The sequence below is a fragment of the Lentzea sp. HUAS12 genome (assembly GCF_024125735.1).
In the GTDB taxonomy this organism is placed as follows: Bacteria; Actinomycetota; Actinomycetes; order Mycobacteriales; family Pseudonocardiaceae; genus Lentzea; species Lentzea albida.
Window position 1 is genome coordinate 7,776,498 of sequence record NZ_CP099738.1, and the last position, 13,994, is coordinate 7,790,491.

A 13,994-nucleotide genomic window follows, 5' to 3' on the forward strand; every position below is an offset into this window, starting at 1 on the left:
CTGCAACACCCGCAACGCCAGGAGTAGACGCTGAGCACCGAACTTCGGCTTCCGACACCGGCGCGCGTCGTCGTACTCGTCTCCGGTTCCGGAACCCTCATGCAGGCCCTGCTGGACGCCGACCTCCCGATCGAGGTGGTGGCCGTCGGCGCCGACCGCGAGAACATCGAGGGCCTCAAACGCGCCGAACGTGCCGGGGTGCCCCACTTCGCCGTCAAGCTGCGCGACCACGCCGACCGCACGGCCTGGGACGCGGCGCTGACCGAGGCGGTCGCGTCCTACGAGCCGGACCTGGTCGTGTCCGCCGGTTTCATGAAGATCATCGGGGAGCGGTTCCTCGCCCGCTTCGGCGGCCGGATGATCAACACCCACCCGGCGCTGCTGCCGTCGTTCCCGGGCGCGCACGCCGTGCGGGACGCGTTGGCCTACGGCGTGCACGTCACCGGATCGACGGTGCACCTGGTCGACGCGGGCGTCGACACGGGGCCGATCCTCGCGCAGGAGGCCGTGGTCGTCGAACCCGGCGACACCGAGGAGACCCTGCACGAACGCATCAAGGTCGTCGAACGTCGGCTGCTCGTCGAGACAGTCGGCAGGCTCGCCCGCGAGGGCTGCACCGTGAACGGACGAAAGGTGAGCATCCCGTGACCACTCCTGCCGAGAGGCGACCGGTACGCCGGGCCCTGATCGGGGTCTCCGACAAGGCCGGCCTGCTGGAACTGGCCACCGGCCTGCACGCGGCCGGAGTCGAGGTCGTGTCCACCGGCGGCACCGCCAAGGTGCTGGCCGACGCGGGCGTCCCCGTGACGCCGGTCGAGCAGGTCACCGGGTTCCCCGAGTGCCTCGACGGCCGCGTGAAGACGCTGCACCCGCGCGTGCACGCCGGTCTGCTCGCGGACCTGCGCAAGGACTCGCACGTCGAGCAGCTGCGCGAGATGGACATCGCGCCGTTCGACCTGCTGGTCGTGAACCTGTACCCGTTCACGCAGACCGTCGCCTCGGGCGCCTCGCCGGACGACTGCGTCGAGCAGATCGACATCGGCGGCCCCGCGATGGTCCGCGCGTCGGCGAAAAACCACGCCAACGTCGCCGTCGTCGTCGACCCGGCCCGTTACGAGTGGGTGCTGGAGAACGTCCGCGAGGGCGGCTTCACGATGGCCGACCGCCAGCGCCTGGCCGCGGACGCGTTCCGCCACACCGCCTCCTACGACGTCGCCGTGGCCTCGTGGATGGGCAACGTGCTGGCGCCGGACGACGAGGGCAGCGGCTTCCCCGGCTGGGTCGGCGCGACCTGGAACCGGTCGAACGTCCTGCGCTACGGCGAGAACCCGCACCAGAGCGCCGCGATCTACACGCAGGGCGACGGCCGCACCGGCCTCGCGTCCGCGAAGCAGTTGCACGGCAAGGAGATGTCGTACAACAACTACCTCGACGGCGACGCCGCCTGGCGTGCCGCGTGGGACCACGAGCTGCCGTGCGTCGCGATCATCAAGCACGCCAACCCGTGCGGCATCGCGGTGTCCGAGCTGAGCATCGCGGACGCGCACCGCAAGGCGCACGAGTGCGACCCGCTCAGCGCGTTCGGTGGCGTCATCGCGTCGAACCGCGAGGTCACCGTCGAGATGGCCGAGTTCGTCTCGGAGATCTTCACCGAGGTCGTCATCGCACCGTCCTTCGAGGACGGTGCGGTCGAGGTGTTGCAGCGCAAGAAGAACGTGCGCCTCCTCGTGGCGCAGGCCCCGTCCCGCGGCGGCGCCGAGATGCGCCCCGTCTCCGGCGGCCTGCTGCTGCAGCAGCGCGACGCCATCGACGCGTCCGGCGACTCGCCCGCGAACTGGACCCTGGCGGCCGGCAAGCCCGCGGACGAGAAGACGCTGGCGGACCTCGAGTTCGCGTGGCGCGCCATCCGCGCGGTGAAGTCGAACGCGATCCTGCTGGCGAACGACGGTGCGACGGTCGGCGTCGGCATGGGCCAGGTCAACCGCGTCGACTCGTCGCACCTCGCGGTGAAGCGCGCGGGTGAGCGGGCCAAGGGCGCGGTGGGCGCGTCCGACGCGTTCTTCCCGTTCCCGGACGGCCTCGAGGTGCTGCTGGAGGCCGGCGTGCGCGCGGTCGTGCAGCCCGGCGGGTCGGTGCGCGACCCCGAGGTCATCGCCAAGGCCGAGGAAGCGGGCATCACGCTGTACCTGACGGGCACGCGGCACTTCGCCCACTGAGGTTTCGCTGGGAAGGGCCGTTCCCGTCGGGGGCGGCCCTTTCGCGTGGGTGGGGCCGCCTCCGCCGGAAGAGGGCCCCACCGCTCAGAGCTTCCCCACCATCTCCTCGGCGATCCCCTTCGCGGCCGCCTCCAGCTCCGCCGGGTCCGGTTTCGTGTTGGCGAACAGCCCCGCGTCCCACCCGGAGTGGTCGACCTCGACGACCATCTCGCCCTTGCGCACGATGACCGACAGTTCGGTGAACGCCGACTTCGTCTCCACCAGGACCACCACGGCCTCGTCGCCCAAGCCCTCGATCGGCTTCTGCAGCGGCGTGCCCTGGTTGTTGGCCGCGTTCATCGAGACCAACCGGCTGAAGGCGGACTCCGCCTCCTCCCGCTCGTTGGCGACGGAGACGTCGGTGGTGCGGTGGCCCGTGCCGTCGACGCCCTTGGTCTGGTTCCAGGAGCAGGTCGTGCGCGTGCCCTTCGACAGCTTCGTCTCACGGGACATGAGCCCGTTGGGGTTCGTCGTGTGCGCCTTGGCCAGCGCGGCCTCGGACACGTTGCCGCACAACGCGGGCAGCTTGTCGGCGCGCTTCTCGCTGCCGCCGTCCTCGTTCACGTTGAGGTAGATCACCAGTGCGGTGATCACGCCGCCCAGCAGCAGCACGCCGAAGAGGATGCCGAGCACCAGCGGTGCCTTGCTCTTCCCGGGTGGCTGCGGCGGGTACTGCTGCCAGCCGGGCGGTGGGTGCTGCCAGCCCTGCGGAGGCGGAGGCGGCCCCGGCTGCCGGTGCCAGCCGTGCGGAGGTGGTTGGTTCAACGGTTTCCCCAGTTCCAGGTAGCTCTCAGGGCACCGTAGAGGACCCTCCGGACCGGTGTGGCCGTGTCCACCAAAAGGGTGACGCTCTGGCATTGACACAGGGGTGCGTTCACGCGCTAACATCATCTCGTTCGTTCGAACAGGAGTTCGAATAAGCAAGTCGCCGAACTTCCCTCGGCGGCCGTGCACAGGGGTGCGCACGGTCCGTGATGGGAGGTGGGTGGAGTGTCCAGGTCGGCAACGGCGTCGCTGTCCGAGCTCGGGGTGAACCCGGCCAGCGAGCTGACCAGCACCACCACCGACCACGCCACGGGGCGGGTCCTGCCGGTTCGCGGGGAACTGGCGGGTCTGCTGCCGTGGGGCGGCTTGCGGCGTGGCAGCACGGTGTCGGTGGGCGGATCGACATCGTTGCTGCTCGCCCTGCTGGCGGGTGCGACCGCGGACGGCTGCTGGGCCGCCGTGGTCGGTCTGCCGCAGCTCGGGGTGCTGGCTGCGGCCGAACTGGGCGTCGCGGTGCAGCGCCTCGCACTGGTCCCGCGCCCCGGCTCCGATCCGGGCCCGGTCATCGCGGCCCTGCTGGACGGCATCGACCTGGTCGCCGTCGCCTGCCCACTCCCTCCCTCACTGGCCCGCCGGCTGACAGCCCGTGCGCGCCAACGCAAAGCAGTGCTCATCGCCTTCGGGCCCTGGCCCTCGCCCGACGTGGAGCTGACCGCGGAGTCCGTGAGCTGGAACGCCCTGGACGACGGCGCGGAAACGTTGCGGCGTCAGCAGATCGCCGTGCGCAGCGGCGGTCGCGGGTCGGCGGGGCGCGCGAAGAACGTGCTGCTGACCTTCGGCGAGGAGGAAATCGAGCTCCCGCTGGTGGCCGGGGGACCGGACCGCTCCGACGAGCCGGCTGATGCCGGTCCGGACCGGGCCGACGAACTGGCCGCCCGGCGGGCTACAACACGAGAGCAGCCCGCGTGAAGGACCCGCGTCTGCTCGCCGTCTGGTGCCCCGACTGGCCCGTCGTCGCCGCCTGCACCGCCACCGGCACCGCCCTGCACGTGCCGGTGGCGGTGGTCGACGGCAACGAGATCGTGTCCACGTCGGCCGTGGCGCGCAAGGAGGGCATCCGCAGGGCCATGCGCAGGCGCGCGGCCGAGGCGATGTGCCCCGAGCTCGTCACGTTCGAGCACGACCCGCAGCGCGACGCCCGTTTCTTCGAGCCCGTCGCGGAGGCCGTCGAGGAACTCGCGCCCGGCATCGAGGTCGTGCACCCCGGACTGGTGGCGGTGCCCGCGCGGGGGCCGGTGGGCTACTTCGGGTCGGCCGAGCAGGCGGCCGAACGGATCGTCGACCACATCGCGACCCACACCGGCACGGAAGCCCAGGTCGGTGCCGCGGACAGCCTGTTCGCGGCCACGAAAGCCGCGCACCGCAACGTGATCGTGCCGCCGGGCCGCACGCCGGAGTTCCTCAGGCCGTTGGGCGTGCACGAGCTCGACGCACCGGAACTGGTCGACCTGCTCAGAAGGCTCGGCCTGAAGACGCTCGGCGCGTTCGCGGACGTGCCGGAGAACGCGGTGGCCACGAGGTTCGGCGGCCCGGCGACGAGGCAGCACCGGCTCGCGCGCGGGGTGCCGGAACGCCCGCTCGACAAGCGCAGGCCCGCGCCGGAACTCGCGGTCACCGAGACGTTCGACGAACCGGTCGAGCGCGTCGACGCGGCCGCGTTCGCCGCGAAACTCCTCTCGGAACGGCTGCACGAGAACCTCGCGGCGCGCAGCCTCGCCTGCACGCGGCTCGGCATCCACGCCCGCACCGAGAACGACGAGGAGCTGCAGCGCGTGTGGCGGGCCGCGGAACCGTTGACCCCGAGGGGGATCGCGGACCGCGTGCGCTGGCAGCTCGACGGCTGGCTCACCCGCGAACGCCTCACCTCCGGCATCCGCACGCTCACCCTCGAACCGGTCGAGGTCGTCGACGGCACCGCGCTCCAACTCGGCCTGTGGGGTCACGACGACGAACGCGCGGTGCGGGCGTTGCTGCACGTCCAGGGCCTGCTCGGCCCGGACGGCGTGCTCACCCCGGTGATCGACGGCGGCAGGGGCCCGCGGGAGCAGGTCAGGCTCGTGCCGTGGGGCGACGAACGCACCCCCACGAGGAACCCGGACCACCCGTGGCCGGGCCGGCTCACCAGGGCGCCCGCGACGCTCGCCGACGACCCCGCGGAGCTGGAGGACGGCAACGGCGGCGAGATCGGCGTGACCGGACGCCTCGAACTCACCGCTCAGCCGAAGAAGCTGACCGTCCGGGGAAGAACGCGCGAGGTCACCGCGTGGGCCGGTCCGTGGCCGGTCGACGAGCGGTGGTGGGCGCCGGACAGGCACCGGGCCGCACGCGTCCAGGTGCAGGCGGACGACCAGGCGTTCCTGCTGATCCGCAGGGACCAGAGGTGGTTTCTGGAAGGGGTGTACGACTGATGCAGGACGACTACTGGGATCTGCTGGAGACGTTGATTCCGTTGCCTCGCAGGGAAATCGATGGGCTGGAATAACCCGCCCGTCCGCTGGGGCGAGCTGGAGCGGGCTCTCTCCGGCAAGCCGGGCAAGCAGAAACCCGACGGCGGCGACAGCCCGGCGTGGTCGTGGCGCCGCGACCGGTACACCGCCCCGCCGGGTTTCCGGCTGCGCGCGGACGAGATGGCGGTCACCCGCAAGCGCGTGCCGTACGCGGAACTGCACTGCCACTCCAACTTCAGCTGGCTCGACGGCGCGAGCCACCCGGAGGAGCTGGTCGAGGAGGCGCAACGGCTCAAGCTCGACGCCATCGCGATCACCGACCACGACGGCATGTACGGCGTGGTGCGGTTCGCCGAGGCCGCCAAGGAACTCGGCATGCACACGATCTTCGGCGCCGAGCTGAGCATCGGTCTGAGCAGGCCCGCCAACGGCGAACCGGACCCCGAGGGCGACCACCTGCTCCTCCTGGCGCGCAAGCAGGACGGGTACCACGCGTTGTGCCGCACGCTCACCACCGGCCACCTCGACGACGGCGCCGAGAAGGGCAAGCCCGTCTACGACGTCGACCAGGTCGTGGCCGACACCAAGGGCGACGTCGTCGTGCTCACGGGCTGCCGCAAGGGAACCGTCCGCCGGGCACTCGCGCGAGAAGGCCCGGAGGCGGCGTTCGAGGAGATCGTCAAACTCACCGACATGTTCGGCAAGGGACGCGTCTACGTCGAGCTGACCGACCACGGCCTGCCGGAGGACAGCAGGCGCAACGACATCCTCAACGCGATGGCGCAGAAGCTGCAACTCCCCGTCGTGGCAACGAATGCGGCGCACTACGCGACCCCGAGTCGCGGCAGGCTCGCCGCCGCGATGGCTGCCGTGCGCGCGCGGAGCAGTCTCGACGACATGGCCGGCTGGTTGCCGCCGTCACCCGCCGCGTTCCTGCGCAGCGGCGAGGAGATGTTCCACCGGTTCCGCCGCTTTCCCGGCGCCGTGCACAACGCCGCGCTGCTCGGCATGCAACTGGCGTTCGACCTGAGGCTGGTCGCGCCGAAGCTGCCGCCGTTCGACGTGCCCCGCGGCCACACCGAGATCAGCTGGCTGCGCGAGCTCACCTACGAGGGTGCGCGCCGCCGGTACGGCGACCACCACGAGAAGGCGTACCGGCAGATCGAGCACGAGCTGAGGATCATCGAGCAACTCGGCTTCCCCGGCTACTTCCTCGTCGTGCACGACATCGTGAAGTTCTGCAAGGACAACGACATCCTCTGCCAGGGCAGGGGCAGCGCGGCGAACTCCGCGGTGTGCTTCGCGCTCGGCATCACCAACGTCGACGCGGTCAGCTTCGACCTGCTCTTCGAACGGTTCCTCGCGCCCGCCCGCGACGGCCCTCCCGACATCGACGTCGACATCGAGTCCGACCGGCGCGAGGAGGTGATCCAGCACGTCTACTCCAAGTACGGGCGCAGGCACGCGGCGCAGGTCGCGAACGTCATCACCTACCGCGCCCGTTCCGCGGTGCGCGACATGGCCCGCGCGCTCGGCCACTCGCCAGGGCAGCAGGACGCGTGGAGCAAGCAGATCGACAGGTGGGGCCCGCTCGGCGTCACCACCGACGACTGCGACATCCCGCGTGACGTGCTGGAACTGTCCGCACAGCTGGAGAACTTCCCGCGCCACCTCGGCATCCACTCCGGCGGCATGGTGATCTGCGACCGCGCCGTCAGCGAGGTGTGCCCGGTGGAGAAGGCGCGCATGGACAAGCGCACGGTCCTGCAGTGGGACAAGGACGACTGCGCGTCCATCGGCCTGGTGAAGTTCGACCTGCTCGGCCTCGGCATGCTCTCCGCGCTGCACTACGCCATCGACCTGGTCCGCGACCACGAGGGCGTCGAGGTCGACATCGGGCACCTCGACCTCAACGACCAGCGCGTCTACGAGATGCTGCAGAAAGCCGACTCCGTGGGCGTCTTCCAGGTGGAGAGCCGCGCGCAGATGGCGACGCTGCCCAGGTTGAAGCCGCGCGAGTTCTACGACCTGGTCGTCGAGGTCGCGCTGATCAGGCCGGGCCCGATCCAGGGCGGCTCGGTGCACCCGTACATCCGGCGCCGCAACGGGACCGAGAAGTGGGACTACGACCACCCGTTGCTGGAGAACGCGCTGAAGAAGACCTACGGCGTGCCCCTGTTCCAGGAACAGCTCATGCAGATCGCGGTGGACGTGGCGGACTTCACCGCGGCCGAGGCCGACGAACTGCGCCGCGCGATGGGCGCCAAGCGTTCGACCGCCCGCATGGAACGCCTGCGCGACCGCTTCTACGAGGGCTGCGCCCAGAACGGCATCGGTGAGGAACTCGCCGGCCGCGTCTACGCGAAACTGCTGGCGTTCGCCAACTTCGGCTTCCCGGAGTCGCACGCCCTGTCGTTCGCGCACCTGGTGTTCGTGAGCGCGTGGTTCAAGCTCTACCACCCGGCGGCCTTCTGCGCGGCCCTGCTCAGGGCCCAGCCGATGGGCTTCTACTCACCGCAGTCACTGGTGATCGACGCCCGCCGCCACGGCGTGACGGTCCACGGCCCGTGCGTGAACCGCTCGCTCCCCTGGGCGGGCCTGGAACCGTTCGAGGGAGCGCAGGCCGTCCGCATCGGCCTGGCCGCGATCCGCGGCGTGGGAGAGGCGGACGCCGAGAAGGTCGTTGCCGCACAACCGTTCCGCGACATGGAGGACTTCGGCACCCGCGTCCAGCTCACCGCCACCCAGGTGGAGGCCCTGGCCACTGCGGGCGCGTTCGCCTGCTTCGGCCTCGAACGCCGCGAGGCGCTCTGGGCGGCGGGCGCCGTGGCCGCCATCAGGTCCGACCGCCTGCCCGGCACCGTGGTGGGCGTCGACGCGCCCGCACTGCCCGGCATGGACGACGTGGAGCTGGCGGTCGCGGACGTCTGGGCCACGGGCCTGTCCCCGGACAGCTTCCCGACCCAGTTCGTCCGGTCCACATTGGACTCGATGGGCGCACTCCCGGTGACGGCGCTGGGAGACGTGGAACCGGGCACGCGAGTCCTGATCGGCGGCGCGGTCACGCACCGGCAGCGACCGGCGACGGCGGGCGGCGTCACGTTCCTGAACATCGAGGACGAGACGGGGATGGTGAACGTCGTGTGCTCGCCGGGACTGTGGGCGCGGTACCGGCGGGTGGCGCGGAGCAGCGGCGCGATGCTCGTGCGGGGCGTGGTGGAGTCGGCGGAGGGCGTGGTCAGCGTGCTGGCGGACCGCCTGCAGCACCTCGACCTGCGCATCCCGTCGAAGTCGAGGGACTTCCGCTGACGTTCACGCGCTCTGCTCACTGCGGGGTGACGCCTGCGGGCGGCGCGCGGCGGAGGGCCGGACCAGGCGGATCCAGGCTTCGGTCCGGGTCTCCTTGTTCACCACGTCCACCCGGCGGTAGGCCTGGGGGCGGCTCAGCTCGTTGCGCCGGATGACGTCCTCGAAGAACCACGCGGAGCTGATGATCGCCAGGACCGCGGGGGACTTCCCCAGCGCGTCCTTGACGGCGTCGGAGTCGAGGAGCCGGCAGGTGTGGTTGATCGAGGACCCGGTCACGCCGTGCAGGTCGAAGTTGACCTCGCCCGCGTGCAGCGCGAGCCTGAGCCTTATCCGCTCCCGCGGCCGGTGGAGCCGGTTGTGCGCGGCCAGTTCCCCGGCGAGCACGTTCGGGAGGAGGTCCGCGAACGGCCTCTTCCGCACGTCGGCGGCGGCGAGGATGAGCATGCCGTCGCCCCGGTCCTCGTCACGGCAGGACGACCAGGGGATGCCGGCGGCGTCGAAGGCGGTGTGGATCGCCTTGTACATGCCGTGCCGCATCCGCACCTGGTTGGCGTTGCTCGGGTCGCGCTGCCCGAATCCGGCGATGTCCACGGCGATGATCGTGCAGTGGGCCGTGTCCAGCATCAGGACCTCGTCACCTGCCGAGCCCGGGGCGTTCGGGCCGCGCGGCTCGGGTAAGAGCCCGTTCATCGTTTCCCCCTTCGCGAGTTCGGCTTGACGCCGAGTCACGTCTCACGATAGGGCGACGGTCACGGGTGACGCCATAGCACGAGGTTACGGTAACCGGATATCCGCCCGGTTAGCTTAACGGCGTAACATACCCGTGCGGTCCAGCCAGGCCAGATGCCGACGAACGGGGGAGGCCGTGCCGATGCCGACGTCACCAGTGGTCGCGGGGTGGGAGCTCGCGCTCCGGCTGAAGGAGCAGCGTGAACGGGAGGGCGTGGACGTCAGGACCATCACCCAGGCGCTCGGCTTCACGCGCAACTACTGGTCCGCCGTCGAGAACGAGCGCAGGGTCCTCTCCGAGGAGAGCCTGATCAAACTGTTCGACCTGCTCGACTGCGATGCGCAGGACAGGCAGGAGATGCTCAGCCTGCGCGAGGCGGCCAAAGAGCGCGGCTGGTGGACGCGGTACGGGAGCCTGCTCGACAGCGGCCTCCAGCGGTTGATCGGCCTGGAGGCCGGCGCCGAGACGATCCGCTGGTACGAGAGCCTGCTGATCCCTGGCCTGCTCCAAACGGCCGACTACGCCCGAGCCATCATGACCCCTGCCCTCACCACCCGAACCGTCGAGGTCGACCAGCGAATCGAAGTCCGGCAGCGGCGGCAGGAGCGGCTTGTCGGAGAATCGCCGCTGCGACTGGTCACCGTCATCAGCGAGGCGGCCCTTCGGCAGGAGATCGGCGGGCCCGCTGTGCTCCGTCGTCAACTGGAGCACCTGGCGCGCAGCATCGAAGGCAACCGGGACGGACTGGAGGTTCGGATCATCCCGTTCACCGCCGAGGCATGTGGGCTGTTCGGGTCGTCGACCGTTCAGCTCATCGACTTCCCGGTGGCCAGACTGCCGACGGTGATGTATCAGGAGTCCGTGACGACGCGCGCCATCACTGACGACAGCAGCCAGGTGAGGGACATCAAGCTCACGTTCATGGACGCGCAGGACCGTGCATTGAGCACACAGAAGTCATTGGAACTGATTCACCAGCGCATCGAGGAGTTGGATTGATCGACCAGGAAGTCTCTGCGTTGCCCCGTTGTCCCCGCGGGTGGTTCGTGAGCAGCTACTCCAACGATTCGGGCAGCTGTGTCGAGGTGAACCTCGACGCTCGTGGCGTCCTGGTGCGTGACAGCAAGGATCGGCGATCCGATCAGCCTGTACTGGGGATCTCCTCTGATGCGTGGAGCTCCTTCTTGCAACAGCTTCGCTGACCTGCACACCGATGCCGGTAGCCGGGCGCCGTGCCCGGCTACCGGCATCGTGGGGCTAGCTGTGATGTCCAGGGACGTTGTTCCAGATCGAACCGGTGACGGCCCGTCGCGAAGACAGGTGAAGGCCCTCCGACGTCGGCCACCCGTCACACGGTCGACCAACCTCCCTGAACATCACAGCTAGCTGCCGCAGACCTGCCACGGCCCGAACGGGCTCGAGATGCCGGTCGCACTCTGCTTGCGCTCGTAGAGCTTCGCGTCCGGCCCGACGACGAGGACCCTGATGAGGTCCATGCTGTCGCGCACTGCGGCAGGCCCGATCTCCGCGTACCCGCCGAGGTCCTGCCAAGTCCCGAACGTGCCTGCGGCGTTCTGGTGCGTCACGCTGATGCCGTAGTTGTCGTTGCGCGCGAACGCCATCACGAGCGCTTGCGACCCGTGGCCGGACGTGACCGCCGCGACCGGTCCAAGGCCGCCGTGCCCGCCGATGTGGGCCAGCGGGCTGAACGTGCCGTTGCTCGAGCCCTCGGCGACCGTGCCGATGGCGCCGTCGCCGTGTTCGCGGACGAGCACGCGGACCCGGTCGCCCTGGGTCGCGACACCCGGCGCGTGCGTGCACTCCACCGATCCGATGGGCTCGTGCGTGAACGCCGCGCCCTGGTTCTGGTGCCAGTGCTCGACCTGGCCGTTGGCGTCGGCGAACAGGTGCGTGCGGCGGGTGGGCGAGGTGTACCCGACGGGCGGTCCCACGATCATGCCCGTGTTGCCCGTCAGCCCCACCCAGCCGCTGTACGAGCCGTCGGGGTTCTGCCAGGCGTTGCTGATGCCATCGGCCTGGTTGATCGCGAGCAGTTCGATGCCGTCGTCGCCGTTGCGCACGAGGCTCGGCGTGCCCAGCGCGGGGGTGGCGCCGTCCGGGTTGCCGACGTCGGTCCAGGTGTCGAACCCACCGGTCAGCGAGGTCTGGCCGGACACGAGGATCGAGCCGGTGTCGAGGTCCAGGACGGCGATCTGCACGAGCCCCGACCCGTTGACGGCCACACCGACTCCCGGCGCGAACGTGCCGGCGCGCAACAACACCGGGCCGGTCCAGGCCGCGCCGGTGGCCTGGTGCCACCACATGATCGAGTCGCCGGCGGCGACGAACGCGTGCAGCCTGCCTCCGCCGTCGACGACCGCCCACGGCGCGACGACGGGCCACCGGTGGTAGTTGCGGAACACGTGGCCGTCGAACGTGGGACCGGTGACCGGGTCGTGGGCGGCGTACGCCTGGTAGGCCTCGGACTTCGGCCCGGCCAGTGCGGCGGGCACGTTGACCGGTGACGCGCCGATGTTGTAGCAGCGGTACCGCGTGAGCAGTGCGAAGCCGCGGGCGTCCGTGCCTTCGTAGGCCTTCACGGCCCTCGTCGCGAACCTGGCCGCGTGGATGTGGTCGTTGTGCTCGTTGAACTGGCCCGCGAACCCGTCGTTCGGCGACGGGTCCTGGATGCGGATCATCGTCGGCTGGTACTCCTCGAGCAGTGCGAGGAGCACGTTGTTCACGTCGGCCTGGTTGTACCACTGCTGGACCTGGACCGGCCCACCCGTCGGGATGATCACCGGCGCGACGTGGTTCGGGTCCTCCCAGAGCTTCTTGAGCGACTCGTTGTGCTCGGGAAGCGTGTCGCCGCCGTCGGGGATGTTGAGGTAGAGCAACTGGACGTTCGGTGCTCCGACGAGGGTGTCGATCTCCAGGATCATGGTCGCGACCTCTTTGGTGCCGCGGGTCCAGTTGTTCGGTTGGCCGGCGAGCTTCGCGTAGGCGGAGCGCTGTCCCTCCTGGACGCTCGCGGACAGTTCCTCGCGCGAGAGGCCTCCTGCTCCCTCGTTCTGGTCCGCGGTCAGCACGATCGTCCGCACCGGCAGTCCGGAGAGGACGGACGGCTGGATGTCCGGGTTGATGAACAGCAGGTCGTCGTCCGTGTGGGCGATGATGGTGACGAAGCTGCCGTCACCCGGCAGGTTCGCCGCGCTCGACGCCGCGGCGTGCGCGGCACCGGTGTTCGGAAGGGCGGTCGCGGCTGCCGCGGTGGCGCCCGCGAGCAGGACTGTGCGACGGCTGACGCAGGTCATGAGAATCCCCCCAGATTCGTTTCGTCCCAGCGAAGCAGAGGACGCGCCGGTCCGAGGGAGGTTGCACGGTCGGATCAGACTTGTGGGTGACGGACGGGCCTCGTTGGCCCATCCGCCCTGTCGACTTCACGTTGTCGGATGCCCGCGAGTCGAACGCGGTGTTTCCTCATCCCAAATGAGGCGGGTTGCCGTCTCCCTCGCATCCGCGAGTACCCCTGCCAGGAGTCGAACCTGAATCTCGGCGTTCGTAGCGCCGCACTCTCTCCATTGAGCTACAAGGGCAAGAAAAATGCGCAACAAAAAGAGAGCCGCCCTGGTCGGTTTCCCGACGGGCGGCTCCCGCAGTGGCCTGACATCACGCCACTACAAGGAGCTCACCTGCGCGAACGGTCGCGACGACGGTCGGCGCTGCGGCGTGCTGGTCATCGCGGTCCCCTTTCGGCTCGGTGTGTGCAACGAGTATTGCGGCGGGCCGGGCCCGCCGTCAATCATTTATTTCAGGCGCGTTCGTAGGTCATGAACGAAACTCCGCTCTCGAACAGTCGTGCGTCCGTGCGCCGGAACTTCCTGATGTCGGCTTTTCCGTCGAACAACGGGATTCCGCGCCCGAACACCACCGGGTGGATCTTCAGCAGCAGCGCGTCGATCTCGGGCAGCAGTTCGGCGGCCAGCTTGCCGCCGCCGCACAGCCAGATGTCGAGACCGTCCTCCTGCTTGAGCGACCGCACGCGCCCGACGACGTCCTCGCGGATCACCTCGACGTCGTCGGGGGTGTCGCTCACCTGTGTCGAGACGACGAACTGGCGCAGGTGCGCGTACGGCGAGGCCAGTCCGCCCGGCACCTGGTAGGTGTGGCGGCCCATCAGCACCGTGTCGAAGTGCCGGTTCGGCGCGTCGGTCAGTCCGACCAGGTCACGGGCCTGGCTGGGCACCGTCTCCGGGTAGTGCGCGTTGATGCCGGCCATGTGGTCGCCCTCGAAGACGAACCCGTCGAAGGTCCCGTCCTCGGCCGCGATGTACCCGTCGAGCGTGACGGCCACGTAGTAGACGAGCTTTCGCAAAACGATCATCCCCTCAGTCGTGTCAACCACGACAACCGTAGTACTATGGCTGT

The 13,994-nt window shown here is 69.8% G+C and carries 11 protein-coding genes and 1 tRNA gene; 7 read left to right on the top strand and 5 right to left on the bottom strand.

Annotated features, from left to right (window positions below; all coding sequences use genetic code 11):
- Window positions 1-30: 30 nt before the first annotated feature.
- Together purN and purH are read left to right on the top strand one after the other, a co-directional pair.
- Window positions 31-648: a phosphoribosylglycinamide formyltransferase gene (gene purN / locus ND450_RS36335; protein ID WP_256557572.1), complete on the top strand. Its 618-nt coding sequence runs from the start codon at window positions 31-33 to the stop codon at window positions 646-648.
- Complete coding sequence (gene purH / locus ND450_RS36340; RefSeq protein WP_089915023.1) at window positions 645-2,216, top strand: bifunctional phosphoribosylaminoimidazolecarboxamide formyltransferase/IMP cyclohydrolase; 1,572 nt, start codon at window positions 645-647, stop codon at window positions 2,214-2,216. Before purN ends, purH begins: the two co-directional genes overlap by 4 nt.
- Before the next feature lie 84 nt (window positions 2,217-2,300).
- Here purH and ND450_RS36345 read toward each other — a convergent pair whose 3' ends face one another.
- Entirely contained in the window at window positions 2,301-3,020 is a 720-nt protein-coding gene (locus tag ND450_RS36345) for a hypothetical protein (protein ID WP_253322716.1), read from the bottom strand.
- A gap of 225 nt (window positions 3,021-3,245) precedes the next feature.
- Between ND450_RS36345 and ND450_RS36350 the strand changes: the two genes are divergently transcribed.
- The 3 genes from ND450_RS36350 to ND450_RS36360 are packed head-to-tail and all read left to right on the top strand — an operon-like array spanning window position 3,246 to window position 8,836.
- Window positions 3,246-3,989 carry a hypothetical protein gene (locus tag ND450_RS36350; protein WP_253322717.1) on the top strand — a complete coding sequence of 248 codons (744 nt, stop codon included), beginning with the start codon at window positions 3,246-3,248 and terminating at the stop codon, window positions 3,987-3,989.
- Window positions 3,986-5,488: a DNA polymerase Y family protein gene (locus tag ND450_RS36355; protein WP_253322718.1), complete on the top strand. Its 1,503-nt coding sequence runs from the start codon at window positions 3,986-3,988 to the stop codon at window positions 5,486-5,488. The genes ND450_RS36350 and ND450_RS36355 overlap by 4 nt, the downstream gene beginning before the upstream one ends.
- Before the next feature lie 60 nt (window positions 5,489-5,548).
- Window positions 5,549-8,836 (top strand): error-prone DNA polymerase, encoded by a 3,288-nt coding sequence (locus tag ND450_RS36360; protein WP_253322719.1) that lies wholly within the window; start codon window positions 5,549-5,551, stop codon window positions 8,834-8,836.
- 3 nt (window positions 8,837-8,839) lie between these two features.
- Here the strand turns inward: ND450_RS36360 and ND450_RS36365 are convergent, their stop codons facing one another.
- Window positions 8,840-9,526, bottom strand: a complete 687-nt coding sequence (locus tag ND450_RS36365) for a hypothetical protein (protein WP_253322720.1) — start codon at window positions 9,524-9,526, stop codon at window positions 8,840-8,842.
- 181 nt (window positions 9,527-9,707) lie between these two features.
- On the opposite strand from ND450_RS36365, the gene ND450_RS36370 reads away from it, so the two are divergent.
- Together ND450_RS36370 and ND450_RS36375 are read left to right on the top strand one after the other, a co-directional pair.
- A complete protein-coding gene (locus tag ND450_RS36370) occupies window positions 9,708-10,565 on the top strand; it encodes a helix-turn-helix transcriptional regulator (protein WP_253328090.1) in 858 nt (285 codons plus the stop codon).
- A gap of 86 nt (window positions 10,566-10,651) precedes the next feature.
- Window positions 10,652-10,768, top strand: coding sequence for a DUF397 domain-containing protein (locus ND450_RS36375; RefSeq protein ID WP_253328091.1), 117 nt, complete (start codon window positions 10,652-10,654; stop codon window positions 10,766-10,768).
- Between the two features lie 180 nt (window positions 10,769-10,948).
- Here the strand turns inward: ND450_RS36375 and ND450_RS36380 are convergent, their stop codons facing one another.
- The 3 genes from ND450_RS36380 to ND450_RS36390 form a co-directional block, all read right to left on the bottom strand.
- A complete protein-coding gene (locus ND450_RS36380; RefSeq protein ID WP_253322721.1) occupies window positions 10,949-12,880 on the bottom strand; it encodes a PIG-L family deacetylase in 1,932 nt (643 codons plus the stop codon).
- Between the two features lie 210 nt (window positions 12,881-13,090).
- Window positions 13,091-13,162, bottom strand: a tRNA-Arg gene (locus tag ND450_RS36385).
- A gap of 215 nt (window positions 13,163-13,377) precedes the next feature.
- On the bottom strand, window positions 13,378-13,950 hold the full coding sequence (locus ND450_RS36390; RefSeq protein WP_371927506.1) for a dihydrofolate reductase family protein: 573 nt from the start codon (window positions 13,948-13,950) through the stop codon (window positions 13,378-13,380).
- Window positions 13,951-13,994: the final 44 nt, after the last annotated feature.

Excerpts from the sequence above, each read along its gene's own strand:
- ND450_RS36360 (WP_253322719.1), top strand. The coding sequence starts at position 5,549 with ATGGGCTGGAATAACCCGCCCGTCCGCTGGGGCGAGCTGGAGCGGGCT.
- ND450_RS36365 (WP_253322720.1), bottom strand. The coding sequence starts at position 9,526 with ATGAACGGGCTCTTACCCGAGCCGCGCGGCCCGAACGCCCCGGGCTCG.
- ND450_RS36370 (WP_253328090.1), top strand. The coding sequence starts at position 9,708 with ATGCCGACGTCACCAGTGGTCGCGGGGTGGGAGCTCGCGCTCCGGCTG.
- ND450_RS36380 (WP_253322721.1), bottom strand. The coding sequence starts at position 12,880 with ATGACCTGCGTCAGCCGTCGCACAGTCCTGCTCGCGGGCGCCACCGCG.
- ND450_RS36390 (WP_371927506.1), bottom strand. The coding sequence starts at position 13,950 with ATGATCGTTTTGCGAAAGCTCGTCTACTACGTGGCCGTCACGCTCGAC.